This is a genomic window from Leptolyngbya sp. UWPOB_LEPTO1 (assembly GCF_017302695.1).
GTDB classification, from domain to species: domain Bacteria; phylum Cyanobacteriota; class Cyanobacteriia; order Leptolyngbyales; family Leptolyngbyaceae; genus Leptolyngbya; species Leptolyngbya boryana.
In genome coordinates this window covers 1-22,014 of sequence record NZ_JAFLCJ010000042.1, presented here as the reverse complement: position 1 = coordinate 22,014, position 22,014 = coordinate 1, and the positions used below count along the sequence as shown (strand labels likewise).

General features: G+C 46.1%; 24 protein-coding genes. 8 read left to right on the top strand and 16 right to left on the bottom strand.

The window, feature by feature from the left end; all coding sequences use genetic code 11:
• Position 1 precedes the first annotated feature (1 nt).
• The 6 genes from J0L70_RS30615 to J0L70_RS30590 all read right to left on the bottom strand — a co-directional run bounded on the left by J0L70_RS30615 (position 2) and on the right by J0L70_RS30590 (position 6,990).
• On the bottom strand, positions 2–748 hold the full coding sequence (locus tag J0L70_RS30615) for a hypothetical protein (RefSeq protein WP_287457145.1): 747 nt from the start codon (positions 746–748) through the stop codon (positions 2–4).
• 39 nt (positions 749–787) lie between these two features.
• A complete protein-coding gene (locus J0L70_RS30610) occupies positions 788–1,909 on the bottom strand; it encodes a hypothetical protein (protein WP_287457144.1) in 1,122 nt (373 codons plus the stop codon).
• Positions 1,910–1,987: 78 nt separating this feature from the next.
• Positions 1,988–3,019, bottom strand: coding sequence for a hypothetical protein (locus tag J0L70_RS30605; RefSeq protein WP_287457143.1), 1,032 nt, complete (start codon positions 3,017–3,019; stop codon positions 1,988–1,990).
• Positions 2,982–5,828 carry a putative type IV secretion/conjugal transfer ATPase gene (locus tag J0L70_RS30600; RefSeq protein WP_287457141.1) on the bottom strand — a complete coding sequence of 949 codons (2,847 nt, stop codon included), beginning with the start codon at positions 5,826–5,828 and terminating at the stop codon, positions 2,982–2,984. The genes J0L70_RS30605 and J0L70_RS30600 overlap by 38 nt, the downstream gene beginning before the upstream one ends.
• Entirely contained in the window at positions 5,825–6,199 is a 375-nt protein-coding gene (locus J0L70_RS30595) for a hypothetical protein (protein ID WP_287457140.1), read from the bottom strand. Before J0L70_RS30595 ends, J0L70_RS30600 begins: the two co-directional genes overlap by 4 nt.
• A gap of 59 nt (positions 6,200–6,258) precedes the next feature.
• Positions 6,259–6,990 carry a hypothetical protein gene (locus tag J0L70_RS30590; RefSeq protein WP_287457139.1) on the bottom strand — a complete coding sequence of 244 codons (732 nt, stop codon included), beginning with the start codon at positions 6,988–6,990 and terminating at the stop codon, positions 6,259–6,261.
• Between the two features lie 280 nt (positions 6,991–7,270).
• Here J0L70_RS30590 and J0L70_RS30585 point away from each other — a divergent pair, with 280 nt between their 5' ends.
• Complete coding sequence (locus J0L70_RS30585; RefSeq protein WP_287457138.1) at positions 7,271–7,975, top strand: response regulator transcription factor; 705 nt, start codon at positions 7,271–7,273, stop codon at positions 7,973–7,975.
• Positions 7,976–7,988: 13 nt separating this feature from the next.
• Positions 7,989–9,125: a sensor histidine kinase gene (locus J0L70_RS30580; protein ID WP_287457137.1), complete on the top strand. Its 1,137-nt coding sequence runs from the start codon at positions 7,989–7,991 to the stop codon at positions 9,123–9,125.
• On the opposite strand, the gene J0L70_RS30575 is transcribed toward J0L70_RS30580, so the two are convergent.
• Genes J0L70_RS30575 through J0L70_RS30550 form a run of 6 tightly spaced genes read right to left on the bottom strand, consistent with a single transcriptional unit; the run spans position 9,112 to position 14,458 of the window.
• The gene (locus J0L70_RS30575; protein ID WP_287457136.1) at positions 9,112–9,651 is read right to left on the bottom strand and encodes a Uma2 family endonuclease; all 540 of its coding nucleotides are present in this window, start codon (positions 9,649–9,651) and stop codon (positions 9,112–9,114) included. The two genes, J0L70_RS30580 and J0L70_RS30575, sit on opposite strands and share 14 nt — an antisense overlap.
• 38 nt (positions 9,652–9,689) lie before the next feature.
• Positions 9,690–10,634 (bottom strand): hypothetical protein, encoded by a 945-nt coding sequence (locus tag J0L70_RS30570; RefSeq protein ID WP_287457135.1) that lies wholly within the window; start codon positions 10,632–10,634, stop codon positions 9,690–9,692.
• A 24-nt stretch (positions 10,635–10,658) separates the two neighbouring features.
• Positions 10,659–11,096, bottom strand: coding sequence for a hypothetical protein (locus J0L70_RS30565; protein WP_287457133.1), 438 nt, complete (start codon positions 11,094–11,096; stop codon positions 10,659–10,661).
• Positions 11,056–11,316 carry a hypothetical protein gene (locus J0L70_RS30560; protein ID WP_287457132.1) on the bottom strand — a complete coding sequence of 87 codons (261 nt, stop codon included), beginning with the start codon at positions 11,314–11,316 and terminating at the stop codon, positions 11,056–11,058. The genes J0L70_RS30565 and J0L70_RS30560 overlap by 41 nt, the downstream gene beginning before the upstream one ends.
• 2 nt (positions 11,317–11,318) lie before the next feature.
• Positions 11,319–11,504 (bottom strand): hypothetical protein, encoded by a 186-nt coding sequence (locus J0L70_RS30555; RefSeq protein ID WP_287457131.1) that lies wholly within the window; start codon positions 11,502–11,504, stop codon positions 11,319–11,321.
• A gap of 29 nt (positions 11,505–11,533) precedes the next feature.
• Complete coding sequence (locus J0L70_RS30550; protein WP_287457130.1) at positions 11,534–14,458, bottom strand: CHAT domain-containing protein; 2,925 nt, start codon at positions 14,456–14,458, stop codon at positions 11,534–11,536.
• A gap of 378 nt (positions 14,459–14,836) precedes the next feature.
• Between J0L70_RS30550 and J0L70_RS30545 the strand changes: the two genes are divergently transcribed.
• The 4 genes from J0L70_RS30545 (at position 14,837) to J0L70_RS30530 (ending at position 16,215) form a co-directional block, all read left to right on the top strand.
• Positions 14,837–15,193 (top strand): DUF6883 domain-containing protein, encoded by a 357-nt coding sequence (locus J0L70_RS30545; RefSeq protein ID WP_287457129.1) that lies wholly within the window; start codon positions 14,837–14,839, stop codon positions 15,191–15,193.
• An 18-nt stretch (positions 15,194–15,211) separates the two neighbouring features.
• Complete coding sequence (locus tag J0L70_RS30540) at positions 15,212–15,421, top strand: DUF4926 domain-containing protein (RefSeq protein WP_287457127.1); 210 nt, start codon at positions 15,212–15,214, stop codon at positions 15,419–15,421.
• Positions 15,422–15,448: 27 nt separating this feature from the next.
• Complete coding sequence (locus tag J0L70_RS30535) at positions 15,449–15,592, top strand: hypothetical protein (RefSeq protein ID WP_287457126.1); 144 nt, start codon at positions 15,449–15,451, stop codon at positions 15,590–15,592.
• Positions 15,593–15,855: 263 nt separating this feature from the next.
• Complete coding sequence (locus J0L70_RS30530) at positions 15,856–16,215, top strand: hypothetical protein (RefSeq protein ID WP_287457125.1); 360 nt, start codon at positions 15,856–15,858, stop codon at positions 16,213–16,215.
• Between the two features lie 64 nt (positions 16,216–16,279).
• On the opposite strand, the gene J0L70_RS30525 is transcribed toward J0L70_RS30530, so the two are convergent.
• From J0L70_RS30525 to mobF, 4 genes are all read right to left on the bottom strand, one after another.
• The gene (locus tag J0L70_RS30525) at positions 16,280–17,374 is read right to left on the bottom strand and encodes a plasmid pRiA4b ORF-3 family protein (protein ID WP_287457124.1); all 1,095 of its coding nucleotides are present in this window, start codon (positions 17,372–17,374) and stop codon (positions 16,280–16,282) included.
• A 41-nt stretch (positions 17,375–17,415) separates the two neighbouring features.
• Positions 17,416–17,826, bottom strand: a complete 411-nt coding sequence (locus J0L70_RS30520) for a DUF4351 domain-containing protein (protein WP_287457123.1) — start codon at positions 17,824–17,826, stop codon at positions 17,416–17,418.
• A gap of 140 nt (positions 17,827–17,966) precedes the next feature.
• Entirely contained in the window at positions 17,967–19,022 is a 1,056-nt protein-coding gene (locus J0L70_RS30515; protein WP_287457122.1) for a hypothetical protein, read from the bottom strand.
• 132 nt (positions 19,023–19,154) lie between these two features.
• A complete protein-coding gene (gene mobF / locus J0L70_RS30510) occupies positions 19,155–20,294 on the bottom strand; it encodes a MobF family relaxase (RefSeq protein ID WP_287457153.1) in 1,140 nt (379 codons plus the stop codon).
• Positions 20,295–20,415: 121 nt separating this feature from the next.
• Between mobF and J0L70_RS30505 the strand changes: the two genes are divergently transcribed.
• Entirely contained in the window at positions 20,416–20,985 is a 570-nt protein-coding gene (locus tag J0L70_RS30505; protein ID WP_287457121.1) for a phosphorothioated DNA-binding restriction endonuclease family protein, read from the top strand.
• Positions 20,982–21,890 (top strand): HNH endonuclease, encoded by a 909-nt coding sequence (locus J0L70_RS30500; RefSeq protein ID WP_287457120.1) that lies wholly within the window; start codon positions 20,982–20,984, stop codon positions 21,888–21,890. The genes J0L70_RS30505 and J0L70_RS30500 overlap by 4 nt, the downstream gene beginning before the upstream one ends.
• The last annotated feature ends 124 nt before the right edge of the window (positions 21,891–22,014 follow it).

The following is a 22,014-nucleotide window of genomic DNA, read 5'->3' as shown; positions in this document are numbered from 1 at the left end:
TCTAGCGATTTAGTTGTTCAATGTCTAGATCACGAATCTCGCGAATCTGCAAACCGCTAGTTTGAACATGATAGACCGCTTTTTGAATCGGTGAGGAATGCTCAGGAAGCGGATCGGTAGTGGGTTCGATCGCAGTGACAAAAACTGATTTATTGAACGGAACAGCATTACCCTGTGGATGAGTAGAGTCGAAAATCAATAGATTCGCAACCAAATCAATCTGCCATTCTCCCGGCTTAATCAGCCTTGGTTCAGAAATTGATTCAAAGCTCAAGACGCTCTGTGCATCGCCGTTGAATACATCTGAAGGAGTTAGTTTAGCAACCTGTTCTAGGAAAGCATTGCGGAAGTCTTCTCGCAACGCAAACGAGGCTTGCCAACTTGAAGTGGTAATTCGACCTGTTCCAATCGAAATACCTGGATCTCTCACTGTACCAGGCGCATTTGGCTTCACATTACTGCCCTGAATTTTAGAACTCCAGGTAAACATCAATCCTAGAGAATCTTTGGTAAACTGACGAATGATAGAAGGAGTACGCTGATGAGGATCGACAGGCTCCATCGCAACTGAGTGACCGTCGAGCAATTGCACCATTGCTGGAACAGGTTTACGTGCGATCGACCAAACACTAATCGCGCTGCCCAAACTAATCAAGAGCAGAAGAATTTGCAGACCTAACGTGCTGAGTGCAAAGAGTGGAAGAATAGCAGAAGAATCAAACCGTTGTTTATGTTTGAGAATTTGCATAGCTTTGGTAGGTAAACGCTAACGAAATCAAGACAGGATTTACTTGCTGTAGCGAACTGGATTACCTAGAGGCGAATGTCCTGCCATCAAAAGTCCCATTGAAACGACACCGCTATTGATCGTATGAAATACTGCCATGCCTCCACCTGCGGCTAAAGCCAAAGCCAAAGCAGGAGCCAAAATTGCCATAATTACCAAAAAGCCCATCGTGTCTGTTGTGCCTGCATTCACCACTACAACAGCCGCTAACCCTACAATGATGTTGTAGGAGACCTTCGCGAATCCCAATGCAAAAAATCCTGTTAGCCATGCCCACAAAGATTTGCCGTCTAGCATGAATGCTCCAGCAACTGCAAAAGGCGAAATGAGTCCTGTCAGCAGCATGGCAATTTCTAAAATATTGGTAAACGCCCATTGAAATGCCCATAGAACGAGGCGAACCGTTTCCTCTGCGGCAGAGCCGACAAATCCACCCAAGAACCCTGTAATCGCTGCGCCAGTAGCAGTAACGACATTTCCTGAATCGCCTTTCTGTAGCTGAGAATTTCCAGACTCGATCTCACCCTGAATTCCCCGTTGAATTGCCCGAACAGGCCCTAATAGATTTGCGATCGCTGGAAGTTCACTTTTGTAAGCCCCGATCGTTTCCTCAACCTGCTTACTCGCTTGCTCCAAACAGATAATTTGCTTTTGCCCAACCATTCCATAGCATTGACTGAGTTGGGCACGGATTTCGCTGACAATTGCACCTTGATTAGAAGAAGCCGCGATCGCATCCTTAATTTTCGTATCCAGTAACGACACTTCTAAAACCTGATTAGAAAGATTGTGCATTACACCGCGCAAAGTCAGCACACAACGCGAGAGAAACAAACCATTGCTGGCTAACAATCCACAGAGAATGAGAGCGAGAACGACACTTTGTAGAGCAGTGCCATACTCTTCCTCATGAACCATCCGTTTCACCAGTTGCAGCATGAAAAAGACCAGTGCCCCAGCCGCAAAAATTCCCGAAAAATAAACGATCGTGTGATAGAGCGGACTGTCAAAAATATTTGACCAGTGCTTATTCCAGGCTGCGGCAACTTCTGTGCCTGTATTAAGTCCTTCTTGCAGAATTCGACTGGCTCCCGCAACTGCCAATAAAGGAGAATTGAACATAATGCCCTTAATTGAGGATTGAACTGACCGTACAAAATAAATTCGACGATAGTATGGCGTAGCACAAATGAGTTATGGCTATTTGACCAATCCAGGTAAATAGAAGCCCGCAGAAGCCCGCAAAACATGATCAGCCGCCGCCATCGATTCAGCATGACGAGCGCGAGTTTGTTCATCCAGCGTTTCAGAGATATTGGAAGTGACAACTGCATTTGCAGCGTCTTGGGCACGAAGTGCCATGAGTTGAGCATAGCTTCCCCCAACTAGAGAAGACTGATTTGCTTGAATCGCTGTCAAATTCTTGATCGCATCTTGAGTAACATCCATGCTTTGAGCTTCTTGAGATTTCTGCTGAATCGTTTGCAGCGTCGCAGTTGCGGCTTTCATTTCTTGCTTCAATGCGGTCTGCCCTTCTGTACTGAGAATCGTTGCTGCCATGCCATAGCTTTGAAGCCGATCTTGCTGAAACTTAAGCGACTGAGCAAGGGGAACGGGATTGCTATTGAAGCGATCGCTCTTTTGAACCGCTTGTGACGGTGTTCCTGCTTTTGCTGCATTCAACACTTGTTGATCAATCACTTGATGACTCTTCAGAAAATCAGGAATGTGCAGCGAACCATAAATAACACCAGGACTACTTACAGACGGAAACTCTGATCCATCTGCCGATTTTCTGTTTTCCTCACCTCTGGCGGGAATGCCTCCGCCCCATTGCTCATCCCAAGGATATCGACCTTCTCCAAAAATGTTGCCCAGCAAGTCTTGAAAGACATGGTTAAAAATTTGAAAATACTGCTGAAGCTGCTGAACAAATGGTGAGAAGAAAGACTGGACAGCATCATTGAGGTCGTTCAGAGGACGTTGAACGGTGTCTTCAATTTGTCCGATCGCATTTTCAACTTGACGAACTGGATTTGTTGCGTTGTCTGTCACTTGTCTCACCGTTCGTTCAATCGTGCTGGACAACCCATCAAGTACACTTGCTTTAGCAAACTGTGGAAACAAGCTCCCAATCAGCACTGCCAAAGTTAGGATGAAGACAAGCAATCTGAACTTGGACTGCGTAGCAGATTTAATTTTGCGGTGTTTGGAAAGAGTGGTGTGAGACATCAGTGAATACCTCTGGACAAACTGTTTCAGCATGAATATCAAGAGTCTGTCCGATTTCGTCCAAACTGGTGCCGCTCCGAATTGCGGTCACGTATTGTTCTGCGAACTTTGCCATTCCTAAAAGCTTGTTGTTTGGGTATTGCGCCAAAACTCGTGCACGAGCCGCTTGCTCATCAGGATTGTTCGCAACAGCAGCAATTTGGACTGCACTGGGGTAGTAGCGGCAGTAGGTGTATCTGCCATCAACGTCTAACAGCCAGTTTGAGTAGAGTTCAGACCGCTTTGGAAAGAAGGACTCACTGGCATTCCGGGCAATGATCGAACGTTCGTAAGACAGCCATTTGATGAAAGGCTCGATCGCAAGCGGTTGAATCCGCCCAATCAGCCGAGTGTTCATGTTTTGCATAATCTGTGGACCCGCGATCGAATTCATAATCGTGTCGGGATCTTGAGCAGACAGAAACACACGAATTCCAGATTTTGCACCGTTGGCACACAACCGACCGATCAATCGTGCGATCGTATTAAACGCGAACAAAATCGGAGACTCATCAATAAAGAAAATCGAACGAGGAGAAGCTAGAGCGCGGCGTAATGCAGCCGAGTAAGCACTGAGCGAGAGAACAGCCGCTTCATTTTCATTAGACAGATTTCTAAGCGCAAACACTAATAGCTGAGCATCTGTGGGGAATGAGGAAGGGCGACCGATTGCGCGACCAATTCGGGAATTGAGCCAGTATTCTAGCTGCAAAAGAATCTGAGATTGGGCACTGCGAATATGCCCGATATCTGATTCAATTTTGAGCTTGTCTAGCGTACAGAATTCCAGAAAGTCTTTTAACGTTGGGGTTAAAGACCATGCAGCAGTGCCTATTCCCTGAGCTTGTGCGTCAGCGTATCGACGAGAAATGTCTGGATCTTTGAAGAAATTGTTCAACGCTTTGCCAATGAGCGATCTCACTGTTTGTTCCAACATGGCATCATACTGAGCGGTTGGCAGTACCATCGTCACTAATGCACCTTCAAGAAATGATTTATAGTCTTCAAATCGCTCTTGCTGTTCTTCTTCGGATAAATGCCGCAGATCAGGCATTTCCATCAAATTGTTACTTTCACGTCCGATGTCAAAGTAGGCTGCGCGAGGTTTAAGAAACTCAGCATAGTCGGTGAAAGTGGATGTTCCATCAGGTTTGGGATAGTCCAAACAGACGATCGGATGATTCTCTGCTAGAAATTGAGTCATCATTCCAGCAACGATCGCAGACTTTCCAGAGCGCATAGTTCCAAACGTAGCAATGTTGCGATGTTCCTTGATGAAGTCGATTAACACGGGACTTCCGCCTTCATCCGCAATCAACTCAAATCCAGTCTGATTACCAGGGTTTGTCAAGGTTAGTGGAATTAGCCCAGGTGCTTCATTTGTAAGGTAGGTAAGTTGTCGTTTGAAGGGCGCACCCAATAGCTTTTCCCAAGCAGTCGGTAAAGTCTGAAGCCAGATTCGCCACGCAATTTCCGTCTCGCGCACGACTTTAGCCGGAAGCTGAAAGCACTCAGATAAAGCTTTGCAGGCTTCGTCGAGTTGAGACTTTGTATCACGATAAACCAAGAAGACGGTGGCAATATTGACCGGAATGTAACCCTCATATAGCTTTGCCTGAGCATCGACCGATCGTTTAACTTTGATTTGAGCCGCGACATCTATCGATCGTGCTTGCTCTGCAACTTGGGATGCAACATTCGACTGCTTTAGAATTCGCTGCATATTAGTTTTGAGCAGGGTTGTATCACGGGCTGTAATCTGGCAGCAAATTTCAGTATCAACAATGTGAGGACGACAAATTGCTTCCCACAAGTAACCAAGCTGAGCCTGCTGATTCAGGAATCCAGCGGGTTTAGCACTGAAGCCCAATACACCGACATATTTTCCTTTCACCCTGATCCATTGTCGATCTGCTTGAGGAACGCATTCATGCCCATATTCACCCTGAATGAGAACTGTAGCAGCATGAACATCACTATTCACTTCTTCACGCAATCCTTGTTCAGTTAGAACCAGATATTGAGGAACTAGAGGGGCTTCAATCCAGTTGAAGCGATACCAAAGTTTCTTCCAAAGTTGCTTAACACTCATAGGCTTGATATCAAGTCCCATTTTGATGTTCAGCAATTGCTCCCAGCGCAAATAGCCTTCAGTGAAAGCTCGATTCAACAGAGCTTCAAGGTGCTGAAGCAAAATAGTATCCCCTTCGCCTTTGAAAACTTCCCAGATTTCTATTCCTTTGGCAAGGAGTTTCTCAATCCAATCTGCATCACTACTTACTTTCTGATTTGGTTCGGTTGTATAAGTGACGTAGATGTGGAGAGACTTTGGCTTACGAGTACCAGATTGCTTTAATTCTTGCGCTCTAGCTTTTTCGCTCATCAGCAGTAGACGCAATTCGGAAGAGGACGTTTTGTTGAACAAGTCATCAAGGTTCTTTTGACGATCGCGATCGCTCGTAAAACTAGAGAGATGAACCGTCATTCTCTCTCCAATCGGGAGTTCTTTGAGCGCAGCCTCAAAGTTACGGAGGGTGGGAGGAATTTGATCGGGTCGGAGCGTGTCGTGAACTCCAGTACAGGTAAATCCGAACACAAAGCAGTATCTTCCGCTTTTTTGCAAAATCTGTACGCCAACCTTTCTGCCTTTGAGTTCAATTTGAGCGAGTCCTGCGAGAGCATTGAAGTCTTCAAATGCACTGAGCGTCACGGACTGCTTTTGATTATTCTCGATGAGCGTGACTCGTTGATTTCCAACTTTTGGTTTCATCGTTCTACTCGATGTTTTCTAAGTTTTCTGCGTTGCTTGCGCGGAGTAGAATTCAGAAGGCTTTGCATCAATAGACTGGTATGAGATACATGCCCTCGCGTCCATTTGGGAGTTCTGTAGAATTTGGTCAAAAACCGCCAGCTTTCGTTACCCGTCAGAATCCACCATGTTGCTGACCCCCAAATTCCAACTAATCCAGTTGCCCACCAGTCCAAACTTAGAAGCACTTGGCAGACGATATAGGAACCAATCGTAATAATTAGCCAAGGAATTACTTGTTCTCCTGGAATCGGTCCTAGCTGAGGTTTGGCATTCAGGATTTGGTTAATTGGAATGAATTCGTCAGCTTTCTTGTCTTGTTCAGTCGTCATAAATAGCTCCAAGAAGGAACAAAGGTGATGAGATCGCACCACCTTCGATTTCAAGATAATCAGCCAGCACCTTGGACAATCAAAGTACTCAGCGCATCTCCAATCACAATGCAAAGTACAACGATGAGAGGAATCCGAGCGGCTGTCACCCAGTCTTCGTCGTTGCGGAAGGAATTGATCACCCGCACTAGAGCAATCCCGATGTAGATGATAAAAATGACGCGCAATGTGCCGAACAGTAATGGAACCAAGGTATTTACACCAGAAGCTTGCCCGACCGCTAGAATCTTTTTCAGATAGTCCTCTGCTTGAACAAAGAAAGCAGCAGAGGCAGGCATTTCAAGACTTAACCAAGCTCCTCCAGCAAAACCAGCCGCCATCCAAGGAATTTGGCTCTCGCTTAAATGCGCTTTCTTGAGTAACCATTGCCATACTGTTCTACAAATCGGATTGCTGTGAATGATGGCTTTCAGAATTCGGATTGTCATTCCAGTAATCAGCGATCCGATTACAAAAGTTGGGACATGGAGCATCAGATTCAGTGTCAAAATGCTACCCGCAATGAACCAAGGCAATCGTCTACGGATGCGATCGCGAACTTCATTCAATTGTAAAACCCGTGATCGCTGAGCCTGAATTTTGGCTTCTATTGGCATAAGCGGTGCTGCGTCAGTGGGTGTCAATGGTAATGATAGAGACTGTCTCAAATCGGGTTGAGTAGCAAATTCTACCTTTTGACAGAGATGCGTTTTGACATCATTAAGATGAATGATTCTGATTCTTTGTGTCATACATCACCTTCATTTCTTCAGTATTAAAAGGCTCCATGTTTCGCTCTAAGAACCTTGTTCTAATTGAAGAAAGATAAACAGCAGATTTGACACTCATGTGGCGCAAGCGAGAAAATTTGTGACTTGAATTACGGATGTTTGTAATTTAGTACTGAAGAAAAGACAATCTGCCAATTTACACTACCCATTATTTGATAAGCAGTCAAAATAAGAACTACGGGGTGCATACAACCGTGAATTGATTTTCTCAACTGCAAACCACAAGAAATCTTCAAGTTGTATGCAAGTTTTAATTGTCGAAGATGAACGGAATGTGAGTTCCCTAGTTCGTTCTTCTCTAGAAGCCGAAGGATTTACCTGCGCGATCGCCAACGATGGAGAAGACGGATTACGTCAGTTTCGGGAACTCCAGCCTGACGTTGTACTTTTAGACCTTCACCTCCCAAAGCTAGATGGGCTAGAAGTCTGCACTCGCATTCGTCAAAGTAAGCTCGTGCGAAAAGATCCCTACATCATCATGCTGACTGCTAAAAGTGCTGAAGTAGATCGAATCGTAGGATATTCAACTGGAGCGGATGACTATATCGCAAAGCCGTTCAGTCCGCAGGAGTTGATCGTCCGTTTACGAGCCGTGCTGCGACGTATCATGCGCCATCAGGGTGAACAAAGTACGATCGGAACGCGGCACTTTGTCATTGACTATGAGAAGCGCGAAGTGATGGTACAGAAATTCGATGATGGTGAAATTGAAGCAGTTGTGCTAACCACAGTGGAATTTGATCTACTAGCACTGATGGCATCTCGCCCAAAACGGGTGTGGAGCCGTTCTGAGCTACTCGATGCAGTGCGAGGAGCTGAATTCATTGGAGATGAACGCTCGATTGACACCTATATCGGACGACTGCGCGGCAAGATTAGTCCACCTGATCACCGAGATCGCTTTATTCGCACTCATTTTGGGATTGGGTACAGTTTTGAAGATTGATTAGGGGGTTAGCATGAGCCTTCGCCTGAGATTATTCCTTACCAATGTACTTGTGTTTGTATCAGTATTGCTTTGTACGACAACGATCTCCTTTGGCTATAAAGCACGACAAGTTCCACCTCGGTTAGTCAAGCTGGAGCAGTACAAAGCAATGCAAAATCTACCAAATCTAGCCGTCTATCAAAATATCCTGGCAATCTTTGGACAAGTTAACGATCATAGAACAGTGTTAGCGATCTCATCCAGTCTACTAACGGTGAGTGCGCTGAGCTTATCGCTAACACAGTCTATTTTGAAACCGTTGCGGAGGATTGAACGAATTGCAAAACGGTTTAGCGAAGGGGATTGGGCGGCTCGTATTTCACCCAGCCAGATTCCAGAGATTCGACAGCTTGAGTTAACTCTGAATAGTATTGCTGATCAATTGCAAGACGTTGAGGAGCGTCGTCAAGAATTGATCGGTGACTTAGCTCATGAAATGGGAAATCCGCTCACGGTGATTCGAGGCTATCTCGAACTATTGGATTCATCCGAGCAATTTGAGCTAACTCTGGAAATTAAGCAACAGTTGCACGAAGAAGCAGAACGCATGACGCGACTGCTAGCAGATTTAAGGGTTCTATCCAGCATGGAAACAGGAGGTCTACCACTACGTTTGGAACCATTCCATCCTTATCCCGTTATTAAACGCGTGGTTGCTAGCTTTCGCACGCAAGGCTGGCGAAATGAGTGTGATCTGAAATTAGCAGGTGCTGGCAATTTGCCTAAAATCTTTGCCGACTGCGATCGCTTTAAGCAAATTCTGATGAACTTGATCAGTAATGCCTTGGCATACACCCCTCAAGGTGTTGTTACGGTTCAGATTTGGGCAGAGCGAGAAAAGCTCTGGATCATGGTCAAAGATACAGGAATCGGCATTGCTGACAAGGATCTACCCCATGTATTTCAACGTTTCTGGCGGTCTGATCATTCTCGACACTTACGCCGAGAGGGAAGTGGGATTGGACTTGCAATCACCGAACGATTAGTCAAAGCAATGGGAGGACAAATTGAAGTTGAAAGCGAATTAGGTCAGGGGACAGCATTCAAGTTTTGCCTACCAATTCATGCTTCTATTCCTGAAGCCACTCGAATAGCTAACCGACAGTAAGATGAACGTCTCCAGCAAAGGTCGGCACTGGAATGAGATCGCTGGCATTTTCAAAAACGGCAAGGGTGCGATCTGCAAAATAGACAAACACCAACTCTTCTTCCGGATCAATCAACCAGCTCATTTGAGTGCCATTCGCGAGGCACTGGAGAATATTGCGAACAACTTTGGTTTGACTTTGATCGGGAGACAAGATTTCGATCGTCCAATCAGGTGAGACGGCAAAGGTATTCGAGACTTTGCCGTTCTGATCACGGGGAATGCGTTCCCAGACAAAGACAGCGATATCGGGAACAACTGACCGTCCGCCAAAAGTGCAGCGTAACTCAGGATAGGCACGAGCAATATGGTTCAGTTTTAGAACTGTGTTGATGGCTGAAACCAAATCGCCTTGAACAGTGCTGTGTTTTCCCTGGGGCATGGGCTTTTGAATCATTTGACCGTCGATGAATTCGCTAGCAGGTTTCGTTTCCGGCAGTTGGAGGAATTCTTCGAGGGTAAGGGGCTTAGTCGGGGTTTGAACCATGACGGTTGAACAGATAAATTTGCCTCGCGTTACTCATTTTACTTTTTCTCACCGTTTGGAGGTGTTGTGAACTGAATAAAGTCTTTCTGTAAGCCGCGAAATAGATATTCAGTAACTTTTAAGCCGATCTCTTTTTCTTCAGCCGGATTGTTGGGTAAGGGAAAGCGAAGGGATTGGTAAAGGGAGACACGATAAAGATCAAACACGGATTCAATCAAGTCGCCGTAAACAGTCGCGCTATCGAGTATCCAGCAGTAGGCAAAGAAAGCAGATGCGATCGCGCAAGGAATTGCCCACCATGTCCAGATTGTCCAGACCAGGAAGAGAATACTCCACGACCAAATTCGCACACCGTTGTTAAGCTCCGTGCGAGCATCTTGCAGTTCCTTTCTGGCGCTGTCGGGCATAAGCAACCAGAGACGAGACCAGCAAATGATGGCATCAAGTCCATAGCGATCGTAGGGACGGCGTTCGGCGGCGCGGAGAATGTTGCCGAGACGAGTGGGCATGAAGTCGTCGTCGAGATTAGGGAATTGGCGGAAGGCACGATCGAGTCTGACATATTCGGCGCGATCGAGGGCAGAAAGTTGATGCTGTTTATATTTCTCGTGTAGTTTCTTCCAGCGGTTTAAGAGGTTTTTTCGGCGCTTAATTTGGGATTGAGTCATGCGATCAAGGATGGGTCGCCCTAAATCGCGAATGCCTGGATACCAATAGCCTTCAAGTCCGCGTAGTACTTCGGTATCAAAGCGTTGGACGACAAAGGCGGAGATGAGAACGATGATGAGAACGATCGCGAGAATGCCGACTTGGAGCGGCTCAAATTTGGCATCGGGAAACCATTGGGCAATCGATTGCCAACCGTAGCGGTAGATATAAGCAAGAATACCGCTGATCCAGAAGACAAATGCTGGTGCAAACAGATTGGCAATCCATTGTTCGGCAAGTTTATTTCCGAACCCTTCCAAGAATTTTGCGGACATGAGAATGCACGGGATGAAGGGCGGCTAGGCAGCAATGAGCGGAACGTTGGGGTGATCTGAGCAGGGTTCTGGGATCATCCCAACTTGGGGAACGGTGTCAGTGTAATCGCAGTGCGGACATCTGAAAGTAGTAGTGGTGGGGATAGGGGCAGAATTGCTAGGGATGGGATTGAATTGTTTTGCAGTTTCAAGCTGAAGTTGAGAACGTAGCGCTTCTTGCCTGTAGAGGAGGTCTAAAATTTGTTGTTCTACAGGTTGTCCGGCGTTGGCTTGCTTGAGCAGAGCAGTGAGTTGAAAATCGAGGTCGGCAGCGATATCAGCGGGTAGGAGTTCGGGGAGTTGGGGCTGAATGGCTTGGGCAATTTGGCGGATTCGTTCTGGGGTAAACATGGGATGAGTCGATTGAGAACGTTTAATGCGGCTATTCGGTTTCGTCCGTGTCGGGGAGGGCTTCCAAGGCATCTGAGATGAGGGTTTGGAAGTCTTCGCCGCAATGGACATGCAGATGGATGGCGGAAGTAAGCAGTTCAGCGAGGATGGTGGCTTGTTGGCTAGGCGTTAGATCAGGCAGTTGAAGTTGGTTGAGTAGGGTAACGACTTTCTGACATTCGCTACCGAGTTCACGGGTCAGGGTATTAAGGGTGTGGTTGCTGATGGCGATCGGGCGTTCTGTGATTTGCATAGTTAGTTTCCCAGTCGTTTTTGAGCTTGCTGAATCCCTTTTTCAAAGGCGGAGATTTCTTTTTCCCAGTGGGTGATGAGTCCTTGATCTGGAGATTCCTTCTCTAACTCTAATCGGATTTTCTCCTGATGTTCTGTGATGCGCTGGGTTAGGCTCCGGATCGCTTTTCGGTGGTTTTTCTTGCCCATAGAGGGTTGTGTTTTCTCTCTTCTCCAGTTTATACGCCAAGGTAGCTGAAGGCAGCCCAGTGGAAGGGGTGAGCATAGGTGCGATCGCTGGGATTCGAGGTGATTAAACCGCAGTATTGAGCTTTTTCGCCATCGGTGGTACTGTGCATCCAGCGTTGGGCTTGATTTAGGGCGATCGCGGGTTCGAGTCCGTCTTTGCGCCAGAGGTCGTAGAACCGGGTCAAGAGGATCATAGTGCTAAGTTCAGAGACTGACCAAAGGGAGCCGATAACTCCCGCAACTCCAGCTTGCAGCAGTCCGGTGGGTAACCCGATCGCTTCGTCGGCGTTTTCGATTCCGGTGAGTCCGGTTTCGCAGGCAGAGAGAATGGCGAGACGAATGCCGCCAGTCGCGCTTTCTGCCAGATTGAGAGCGAGGATATCTTTGAGTGTGAGAAGTCCATCGCTCATCAAAAGTCCGCTAGTAAGCGGTTCTTGGAGATTAGCAGTGCCGTGGCAGGACAAATGTAAGATATTGCAATGCTGAAGGGCTTCGCGAACAGAGGCGATCTCAGCTTCTCTATGTCTCAAAACTTGATGCTGTGAGAAATGAGCGATTGCAGATTGCACTTCTCGTTCTGAGTTGGGTAGGTCTTGGGTAGGGTTGTCGATCGCTAGGATTGAATCAGCTTGGGTGTGAGTGGCGATCGCTTGAGCAGCAGTGAGCGATCGAGCATTAGGCACATAGGTAAAGTGGATGTCGTCGAGGGCGTAGTATCGTCCTGTGGGAGTGCTGGAGTCTTCTGTCCAAGCAGCATGGAGCGGTAACAGGCTGAGGTATCCAGTTGGAACAAGGACTGCTTGATCAAAATTGTGAGATTTGAGATGACGGACTAACGGCTCCATCAAATATTGCCAGAGTTGACGGGTTACGGAGTCGATCGCGGTTAGCCAATTTTGGTGATCGCTTTGAAACTGATTGTAGGCGTTAAACCAGGTTTGAAGAAGTTCTTGCAGGTTAGCTTCAGTAAGGTCATCGAGCCACAGGTTAGCAATTCCATCCGGAGTAATAATCAAAGCAAGGCTTCCAGCGGAAGTGACCACCAGGTAGACTAAAGGGCGTTTGGGCTGGAGGGCAGCGCGAATATCCTCGAAGTTGGGTTGATCGAGGAAGTCTTCGTAGCCTTCAACTTGGCGAATTTGAGCGATCGTGGTTTCTAGTTCTGAGCGGAGTTGGGTTGCGGTGTTGCGGAAGGTTTCGGGGGTGAGGCTATGACAATCGCTGGAGATTGAGCGATCTCGCTGTTGGCTTTCCAGGTTACGAAGTTGATTTGTTATATCTTGGTATTGCTCATAAAGATGCGGTGCGACTTGCTGAAGTTGGCTGAGGTTAGCGCGATCTCGCTCTAAGGTCTCGCTTAGACTGCGAGCACGATTACGTTCGAGTTTAAGCACAGCAGTTTCTAAGTCGCAAATCTTGGCATAAGTATATGCAGCGCGACGAGGGAGATCATCCGTGTCCGTGAGTTCAGAAGCTTTACTGCTGAGCAGAAGGCAGGATTGATAGAGTATTTCGGCTGCTTCCAGCGCAACTTGATAAACATCAGCAGCCTCTGAAAAATTTTGCTGATCAAAATAAAGGTTGCCGAGAGTACGGGCAGTCCCGCGGCATTCATTAGGAAACGTTCTAGGAAAATAAACCAATAAAGCATTTCGGTATGCTTGGATAGCTTGGCAGATATTGGCGGTTGAATTGCCTCGAATCCGATCTCGGTATGCATTAGCAAGATTATTTTGGCATCCTGCCCAATCTAGCGGAAACGCTTCAAACGTTGCGACCTGTAAGGCGTTTTGACAACACGTAATTGCTGCTTCAATGTTCTCGGCTTGATCACCTTGAAAGAAGCGACATAAAGCTTTGGCAAGACTAGTCTGGGTATTTACCCACTGTTGTGGGAATTGTTCCTGAGTTCTGATCTTTAAAGATTGTTGGTAAGCATCAATAGCTCGTTTAATGTTTTCTTGGTCATCTCCATTCACCCACTCAACCAAGGCGTTTGCAAGGTTATGCTGGGTCATTGCCCAATTCTGCGGAAAATGCTCCTGAGTATAAATCTCTAAAGCTAGTTGGTAAGCTATAATCGCCTTCTCAAGGTTGTCTGAGCGCTTACCTTGAATACGTTGACTAAACCCAGTTCCCAAACTATTTTGAGCCATTGCCCAGTCTCGCGGGAAACATTCTTTAGTAAAGATGCTTAGAGCCAGATTAAAAGAAGCAATTGCTTGTTCCAAATTATCTGCTCGATCTCCTCGGATACGTTCACTCAGCGCTGTACCAAGGTTGTGTTGAGTCATTGCCCATTCTTCTGGGTATCTCTCATAAGTTCTAACCTTCAAAGCCGCCCTGTAAGAAGCAATAGCTTGTTCCAAATTGTCTGCACAATCTCCTTGGAAATCTTGTTTTAACGCGCTTGCAAGATGATCTTGAACAGTTGCCCATAGCTCTGGAAACGCTTGATATGTAAAAACTCGAAGAGCTTGCTGATAAGCTTGAATAGCCTTCTCCTGATTATCTCCAGGATCTCCTTTAATACGTTCACTTAATGCATTTCCAAGATTACTTTGGGTCATTGCCCATTGCTCTGGAAATGTCTCGTAAGTGAGAATTTGTAAAATCTCTTGATGAGCAGCGATAGCCAACTCAATATTGAGCCAGGGTACTCCTAAATGCACGCGCCGTATTAGGTTTCCGAAGCGACTAACAGCAGTTATCATAAAGAACAGTTCTTGCTCTCTTGCTGTTGTGAGTAAATGATTGACTACGTTAGGAAAAACTTCGAGCAGTTTTTCATCGAGTTTAGTCTGATTTGCCTCCAGAAATAATTGGATTGTCCTGAAATCATATTGACTATTTCCAATAAGTTGTAGGACTGCCAGTAGAAATTGTATGGATTCATCATGAAAATGTGTTTTCATGTCCAACGGTATCCTTCTTCACTCATAAGAATTATCCTTCCATCACTATTTTTTTATACAAGCGGTTCAAGTGAGTTTTGGGACTAGACCAACTTTACCAATGCGTAAATGCAATGTCGCTGAAGCAAGCAGACAGTGTATTACTTTACTTTATTTTTATCCTATAGAGAATAGGCTCAAGAGGAGAACCGAAGAGTGAGATTGTGAAGTATTTCTAGTACTTGTAGCTTATCCTAAATTCAAGAAGGCGTAATGGCAAAAAACTCATCCTCTCAACGGGTAGCACCCTAAAACTCTTCTGCAACATTTACTGCGATCGCAGTTTCCCCAAACTGATACCATACCTGAGTCCTGAGATCGCGACCTGTAGAGGTTCTCGTGAAACTTCCAAACCCTGATCAAGCTTTGATTTCCTTTGAGAAACTAGAAGGCTATTCGCTCAATCCCAATCACGCCGAGGGTTATCATAAAGCAGTTGTCTGTCAATCCGCACTCGATATTGGGGTGGCAGAAGCCGATGAAGTAAGGGATGCTTTGCGGCAAGCGACCCTTGCAGTATCTGCTTTGCAGCGCGCAACTCAAGACGTGATTCCGATTGAGCAGAATGCTTATAGTCAGAAGTATCGACTCGATTTTGAAAGGGTACGATCGGAAAAACAAGCCACCCTCAGAAGCGTCTGGATTGTCCGGCAAAATGAATACTTCCCCAGACTGGTCACTTGTTACGTTCTCTAAGCAATAGGAGCGAACCCCATGAAACTCTTAGACGTGGTTGCGTTAATCAAAGATCTGCCTGAACAAAACCTCTACAAGGGTCAAGTAGGAACGATCGTAAAAGTCTACGAACCGGAAGTCTTTGAGGTTGAATTTGTGGATCTTCAAGGTTACACCTATGTTGTAGAAACCCTGCATGCCGATGATTTGATGCAGCTTCACTACGTTCCTACGCCTCGAGTCGCTTAATTCAGTGGTTGTAGCCAGCAACATTCCATGCTTGATCTTTATGACCTAATTCGCAATATCGAGAAACGCCCTGCGATGTATCTCGGTCAGCCAGATATTTCGCATCTGAGTGCTTTCCTCCCAGGCTACTTTTTCGCTCGTCGCCAATCAGGAATTCCCACAACTCTATAGGAGCAGCAGTTCTCTGAATTCCAAGCCTGGGTCGAACGAAAGTTTAACGTGAGTTACAGTCAGCCCTGGGAGAAAGTCATCCGCTTCTTCTCCCCAGACGAAACTGCCTCGCTTCAACAGTTCTTTGTCCTCTTCAACGAATTTGTCGAATTTCAGACCGCTCAATCAATCACTAATCCAGAGGGCGATTACAGAACGAGAAGGAAGGCTTGGCGTAAATTCTGAGACTGAGAGATAATAAAGCCAGATTGAAGGCAAGAACGATGGATATTGAGCAAACTGTAGAGACTGTGCTGCTCAACCTTCAACGCATTCAGCGATTTCATGATGGACTGCCCTCTGCGGTCTATGCGTATGGGCTATTGGAAGCCACACAGAATAGTTTGGTGCAATTTCCGGGCGAACCTTTAGCCAAATTTTTGGATGCACTCCACACCGTTCTAGTAACGGACAATCGTTGGGGCAGGTACACTGTCGAGTACTATCAACGGGTCTATTCGTTACTGGAGCAGCTTGCTCAATCAGAGACTGCTTCAGATATAGCCGTTGAAGCAGCGATACAACAGATGGAACAGGCAAGTCTGACTTTGCTGCAATCAGGAGTCGTAACCGATGAAGATTGAGATGATATTGATGAATCCATAGAGGGCTTTGACAGTTCTGACTGTCGCAGTAGTTTCAACAAACCTAGAATTCGGCATATTGGGGTGGGCTTGCTCCAACTCGATTTGTAATCCGAGGGTATTTGACCTTCGGCTGTGGTTCTGTAATTTCTAGAACGCTCACCTGATGCCACCAATCATCCCCAAAATCAAACCAGTAACCAAATGGCTCCCCGTCGGTCAACCCTAATGACCCGATTTTGGTTTTGTCAACCTCGCCTGCCATCTTGCTCTCAGACTCATCGAGCAAACTCATCGCTAATCCATAGCGATCGGCGTTCGGATCATTCGGTCCTTTGCCTCTCAACTGAAATTCGTAGAAATGTTCTTCAACGCGATCGAACGCTTTGAAAATGATATTGTGCAGATCGGCTAATGTCTGATCGCCACGAATCTCGATCGTTCGCACAATCTGACGATTTTTCTTGATAAACGCCTCAGTCATCGGACCATCGATGATCGCGACTTCCAGAACATACAGCGCCTGAAGTGCTTCTTCAGAAGGCGGTGAAGTTGTCGTCTTCTGCTGGGTCAGTTTTTTACGGGTTTCGCGGGGAGACGTATGGGATATTCCTTCTACCGCATTTGCAATTTCCTCGCTATTCTCTTGATGTCCTGGAATGTAAGGAATCAGCCCTTTACGATAGGCTTCTACCTGTGCCCCTAGCGGCGCGTTACGGATGTCCATGATGAAACCATTCACCGACAGCATCCAGATTAGAGGATTGCGATCGACCATACTCGGTACACACCAATCCGGGTCAAGCTGGTGCATCTTCAGCGTATCTCGTACCAGCTTCGATTTGCCTTGTCCAGTACTATCAGCAACACCAAACCACTTGTAGAGTTCGCTGGCACTAATATGCGGGGTTTGCGAACTGTCAAACAGGAAATTCACCATCCCGATCGCATGAGTAATCCCGCAAGCCCAGGTTTTCGCCTGTCCTTTTTCGAGCGGAGAAGGACGTTTGCGGCACAGCGCAGCCGTAGCCTGACGAATCAGTTGAGCATACTCGTTGTTGAGATGTTGCCGCGCAAATTCATCGGCGAGTTCGACAATGGCGTTGAACTTGGCTTCCATTGCCTTGGGGACAGCTTCAGACTTCTTGGATTTAGCCATAGTGAGGGGATGAGTTAAGACAGAGCACAAGAGAGCCGACTCTACTTCTGAGTCTTTAACCAAGCGGTCAAATTCTCAATCGATTCAAAATCTAACAGGGCTTCACCCAGCGATTCCAGACGTTCGATCGACAAAGTATTGATTTTAGTCAAGGCTTTATCAGGCAGGGTTCCCACTTGCCGAGTCAACTGGCGGAGAATCAGCGATCGCGAGCGTTCCAGAGAACGCTGTGCTTCTTCCTTGACTCCTTGATCATGACCTCGCTCAAACCCAATCCGTTCAACACTGGTGATATATGGCATCTTTCGCTCCTCTTCGTATGCTTTTAGCTCCGTCCAAAACTCAGCTTCTAATCGTTTAGGCAACACCAGCACCCAATCCAGAAATCTAAACAGATTCAAAACATGATCTTGATTATATCCTGGCTCATAAAGCTGTCGGACTAGCTCCATCTTCCAAACCTTCCGACTGAGATTATCTGTTTTCGTTGCTTGGAGATTTAAGTGCGCATAATTCTCATCTCATCAGGGTTGACGGGATTAGCGTAGAGTCCACATCTGACAGTCATGTGGCAGGATTCACATAATTTCTGTCAGCGATCGTGATCGTAATCCGGTTGTTGATCAGCATAATCTGGCTTGTCTTGAAACAAATCTTGAGAGGCTTGCTGTGCTTGTTCAGATTCGTCCTGCACAATCAACCAAGCACACCATTCTCTCAACCGCCTGATGTCCTCCTGAGCAATATTGCCTAAGTCATATAGCTCGGTGAGATGCCAAGAGCTATCCTGATGCTGCTGGTAATGGGTCGCAGAAACCAACCGTTCGCCATTTCTCTCCAACCAGAAAACGTCTGATGCAGGATGGTAGGCAAGGGTGTAATGCTCGATCGTTGCTCTGTAATCTTGGTATACTGAACTGTACTCAACTGTTCCGAGTCGCTGATAGAAATCAAACAAAGCATGAGCATCAAGGAGCAGTGCATTCGCCTGAATCGTTTGCTGTTCCCAATAAGGCGCGGCAGTATGAGGCATTGGCATCGGAGGCTGCTCTGCTAACTGTTGGAGCCAAGCTTCCATCTGACTCCAGGTTTGCACATCCGTTCCACTCAAGCTGGCTTTGTCCTCGCGTTGGAGAGAATAGAGTCCGCTCTCGTCATCTCGACTGATCAAATAAATCTCATGTTCAATTTGCACCCGGTAGAAATGCTCGGTACTGTTAGAGGAGAACTTAAAAGCGGTATCGTCTTGGTTGGCGTAGTACTCAAATAATTCAGCCGCATTGGAAAGCAGCATTTCTGCTTGCGGTTGGGATACCTCGGTTTGTAGTGTTTGTTCTTCCTGAGTTTCGAGCCATTTCGCAAGTTCGCGAAAGTCTGCCAATTGCTCATCGGTAATATGAGTCTCAGCAGAAGGAATGAACAAGCCTTCGTGCCAATTCAGTTGCCAGGAGCGATCGTTCGCCACGATCGATAACTGCTCTGACTCAGGATCATAAATCAACGTCTGCTCATTCCCCCAATAGCACCACCCTTGCTGAGTCTGCTCAAGCAAATTCTGGTTTTGCGTGATAACGAGGGTTTGCCCCAAGATGGGAAGAATTTCTGCGGCGCGGCGTTCCTGTTCCTGCCAGTATTCAACGTCCTGCATCATTATTTCCCTCCAGCTAACTGCTCCAATCGAGAAATTCGAGTTAGCAGATTGTCAACTTTTGCATTTAGTGGCATCAGACCGACCTGAATGAATCCAACAGTCAAAGCCACAGTTAATAAAACTGAGCCACTACTGATTGCGATCGCGCTCCAATTCAAATCCTTCCGCTTCTTGATTGGGCTGTTCCATTCTATCTTCAGGGGTGTGGTCAACTTCTCCTGATAGAGTGCGGTCAGATTGCTGACCACCATGTTCACATGGCTGATCGATTGCTGTTGGTTTTCCAGAAATTGCTTCAGTTGAATCAGCGTGACTGGAAGCGGTTTCAGCCATTGTTGCAGGTGTTCCAATTGTTCGGCAGTTGCTGGAGTCGAATGATTCCACCCCTGCCAATCGGTTTCGTGCAGTGGAGACACTGGGGCAGGTGGCGGCAAGGGCGCGGAGGTCTTGACGGAATTGTTCGAGGGCGCGGAAGTCGTTGATGGCTTCGGCTGACTGGGAATCGTCTGAGCATAGCCCTGGAGCCGAGTGGGTGCAATCTTGCTCGGTAAGTCCCCGAATATCATGCGAGGTTGGGTCATGAGTGATTCCTGTAGAGTGATAAGTACATAACTGTTGTCCTTTCTCGTTCAGACGGAAGGTTAAATTTGGATGTTCGTCGATCGCGATTTGCAACGCGGTAAAGCTGATTTGCCCAATTTGCATCAATGCGATGCGCTCGATTTCCTCTCGTCGAAAAACGGTAGAGTGTTGGGCTAAGTATTCAATCGTGGCATTAGCGATTGCCTGAGTCAGCTTAAGTCTGGCTGTTTCTCTAGGTTCTTGGATCATTGCTGGCTGCAAATCGATCACGGTAGCGTCTTGTATCCATCTTGCCTCTAGTTCCTCTCTCGATATCTGCTGTTTTTCGTTGCGTCCTGATGACATGGCAATCCAAGCTTTGTGTTCGCTGCTGGCATCGTCTCCAGCCTGTTGCTGAATCTGCTGGCTTCGTTTGCTAAATGCTTTGATTTGATTGCTGGAGTAGCCTTTCAATTCCCATAATCCCAAACGATGGTTCGTGACCTGAATCTCATAACCAAGCCACTGGACTTCTTGCGCTAACTCATTGCGGTAAATTTGCCCCAATAGCATCTTTGCCTGATAGATTTCCGCATTATCCAAACTGCGCCATTTTCCGTCCGGGAGTTGTTGCAGGTTCAGGATGATGTTGTGGGTGTGGAGTTGCGGATCGAATTCGCGGCTGGTGTCGTGGTGGAATTGTGCGATCGCTCCCTAGTGCAGGAGTGACCAAAACCCCCAATGCTGTTCTCGTTGAAGGCATAGAGTATTTCGATCGTTTTGATTTAGAAGCCTTGCTATTTTTTCGAGTGTTCGGTAAACCTTTACTATGCCTAATAACTCGAACAAAAAATCTATTCAGGATTTGGAGGCACTCGCTTACTACTCCAAGAAGTTTGAGCGGTTGCGAGTTGATCGCGCTCATGGAATTGCACCACACAAACCAATCCTTCTTTTATCTGTAATAGAGCAAATTAGAAAGAAGAATATTAGCATTAATGAGATCTATTTGTGTCCCGAACTTATTCAAACATTTCTTAAGTATTGGAGTTACTTAGGCTCTTACCGTCACCATCCAGATATTTCTAGACCTTTTTTTCACATGAGAAGTGGTAAGTTCTGGCATCTTTGGGCAAACTCAGGTTACGAGAAACTCTTATCTTCTAAAGTTAAGCTAAAAAATCTTTCCGAAGTTAGACAGGCTGTAAAGTATGCCTATTTGGATGAAGATTTATTTGAGTTTCTACAATCTCCATCTTCAAGAAATAGTTTACTTATTGTTCTAGTTTCTCGTTGGTTTCCTGGAAAGACTGATTTAATAGAAGAGATTTATCAGGCAGATAAATTGGGAGATTTCCCAGAATATCTAAGAGATGGCTATGAGGAGCTTTATCAATGACAACAAATAAAGACTTGAGCTACTACACTAAGAAGTTCACTAAGCTTAGAGTAGATAATTCTCATGGTGTAGCTCCTCACAAGCCAACATTATTGCTTGCTGTTATTGAACAGTTTGAGAAAGGTAAAATTTCACACAATCAAATCTATCTCACTCCCGAACTGATCGCTACATTCCTCAAATACTGGTCAAGCTTAGTGGCGACAGATCACCGCTCAGACATCGCTCTGCCCTTCTTTCATTTGACGGGCGATAAGTTTTGGCACTTGATGGCAAACCCTGGATTTGAGGCAACGATCGCAACTCGCACGAAGATTAGAGGCTTATCTGCTCTGAGAAATGCAGTGAAGTATGCTTACTTAGATGATGAGCTATTTAATCTTTTACTAGAGCCTGGTTCTAGATTTCAGCTATCTGGAACTTTGATGCAAGCTTGGTTTCCATCAAAGACCTTACAGATTCAGAAGCTATATGAAGTCGATGAACTCGATAACGTTCAGCTTAGATTGTTCGAGAAAGGTGGAGCAGTCTACACAACTGAGGATGTTAAAGATCAAGATAAAACTTTTGTCCGAAATGCAGCTTTTCGGCGGATTGTTGTTTCTCTGTATCAGCAAAACTGTGCTTTCTGTCGATTGAAGATAGTAAGCCGTGACAGTCAGGATATTGTGGACGGAGCGCACATCAAACCCTTTGCTGAGTTTCACGATGATCGGTTTGATAATGGTATTGCACTTTGCAAAAATCATCATTGGGCATTTGATCGAGGCTGGTTCAGCATTAGTGATGATTACAGAATTATCGTGCCGCATGATCGCTTTCATGAGGAAGCACCACAAAATATGCGCTCTATGAAAGATTTTGATGGAGAACAGATCCTTCTGCCTAGTCAGGTGACCTACTGAGATGGACCCGTAGGGTTGGACAAAAAATAGATAGTGAATAAGCTACAGTTCTAGATCTCAATTCTACTAACTTTTTTGATCTAGATTCGATTCATGCTTTTGATTCTTTCGTGTTCACATTATT

Coding starts and splice junctions, on each gene's coding strand:
- J0L70_RS30515 (WP_287457122.1), bottom strand. CDS start 19,022: ATGCAGGACGTTGAATACTGGCAGGAACAGGAACGCCGCGCCGCAGAA.
- J0L70_RS30525 (WP_287457124.1), bottom strand. CDS start 17,374: ATGGCTAAATCCAAGAAGTCTGAAGCTGTCCCCAAGGCAATGGAAGCC.
- J0L70_RS30605 (WP_287457143.1), bottom strand. CDS start 3,019: ATGTCTCACACCACTCTTTCCAAACACCGCAAAATTAAATCTGCTACG.
- J0L70_RS30505 (WP_287457121.1), top strand. CDS start 20,416: ATGCCTAATAACTCGAACAAAAAATCTATTCAGGATTTGGAGGCACTC.
- J0L70_RS30565 (WP_287457133.1), bottom strand. CDS start 11,096: ATGCCTTGGAAGCCCTCCCCGACACGGACGAAACCGAATAGCCGCATT.
- J0L70_RS30610 (WP_287457144.1), bottom strand. CDS start 1,909: ATGTTCAATTCTCCTTTATTGGCAGTTGCGGGAGCCAGTCGAATTCTG.
- J0L70_RS30585 (WP_287457138.1), top strand. CDS start 7,271: ATGCAAGTTTTAATTGTCGAAGATGAACGGAATGTGAGTTCCCTAGTT.
- J0L70_RS30520 (WP_287457123.1), bottom strand. CDS start 17,826: ATGGAGCTAGTCCGACAGCTTTATGAGCCAGGATATAATCAAGATCAT.
- J0L70_RS30560 (WP_287457132.1), bottom strand. CDS start 11,316: ATGCAAATCACAGAACGCCCGATCGCCATCAGCAACCACACCCTTAAT.
- J0L70_RS30570 (WP_287457135.1), bottom strand. CDS start 10,634: ATGTCCGCAAAATTCTTGGAAGGGTTCGGAAATAAACTTGCCGAACAA.
- J0L70_RS30595 (WP_287457140.1), bottom strand. CDS start 6,199: ATGACGACTGAACAAGACAAGAAAGCTGACGAATTCATTCCAATTAAC.
- J0L70_RS30530 (WP_287457125.1), top strand. CDS start 15,856: ATGGATATTGAGCAAACTGTAGAGACTGTGCTGCTCAACCTTCAACGC.
- J0L70_RS30555 (WP_287457131.1), bottom strand. CDS start 11,504: ATGGGCAAGAAAAACCACCGAAAAGCGATCCGGAGCCTAACCCAGCGC.
- J0L70_RS30500 (WP_287457120.1), top strand. CDS start 20,982: ATGACAACAAATAAAGACTTGAGCTACTACACTAAGAAGTTCACTAAG.
- J0L70_RS30535 (WP_287457126.1), top strand. CDS start 15,449: ATGCTTGATCTTTATGACCTAATTCGCAATATCGAGAAACGCCCTGCG.
- J0L70_RS30540 (WP_287457127.1), top strand. CDS start 15,212: ATGAAACTCTTAGACGTGGTTGCGTTAATCAAAGATCTGCCTGAACAA.
- J0L70_RS30580 (WP_287457137.1), top strand. CDS start 7,989: ATGAGCCTTCGCCTGAGATTATTCCTTACCAATGTACTTGTGTTTGTA.
- J0L70_RS30575 (WP_287457136.1), bottom strand. CDS start 9,651: ATGGTTCAAACCCCGACTAAGCCCCTTACCCTCGAAGAATTCCTCCAA.
- J0L70_RS30615 (WP_287457145.1), bottom strand. CDS start 748: ATGCAAATTCTCAAACATAAACAACGGTTTGATTCTTCTGCTATTCTT.
- J0L70_RS30600 (WP_287457141.1), bottom strand. CDS start 5,828: ATGAAACCAAAAGTTGGAAATCAACGAGTCACGCTCATCGAGAATAAT.
- J0L70_RS30550 (WP_287457130.1), bottom strand. CDS start 14,458: ATGAAAACACATTTTCATGATGAATCCATACAATTTCTACTGGCAGTC.
- J0L70_RS30590 (WP_287457139.1), bottom strand. CDS start 6,990: ATGACACAAAGAATCAGAATCATTCATCTTAATGATGTCAAAACGCAT.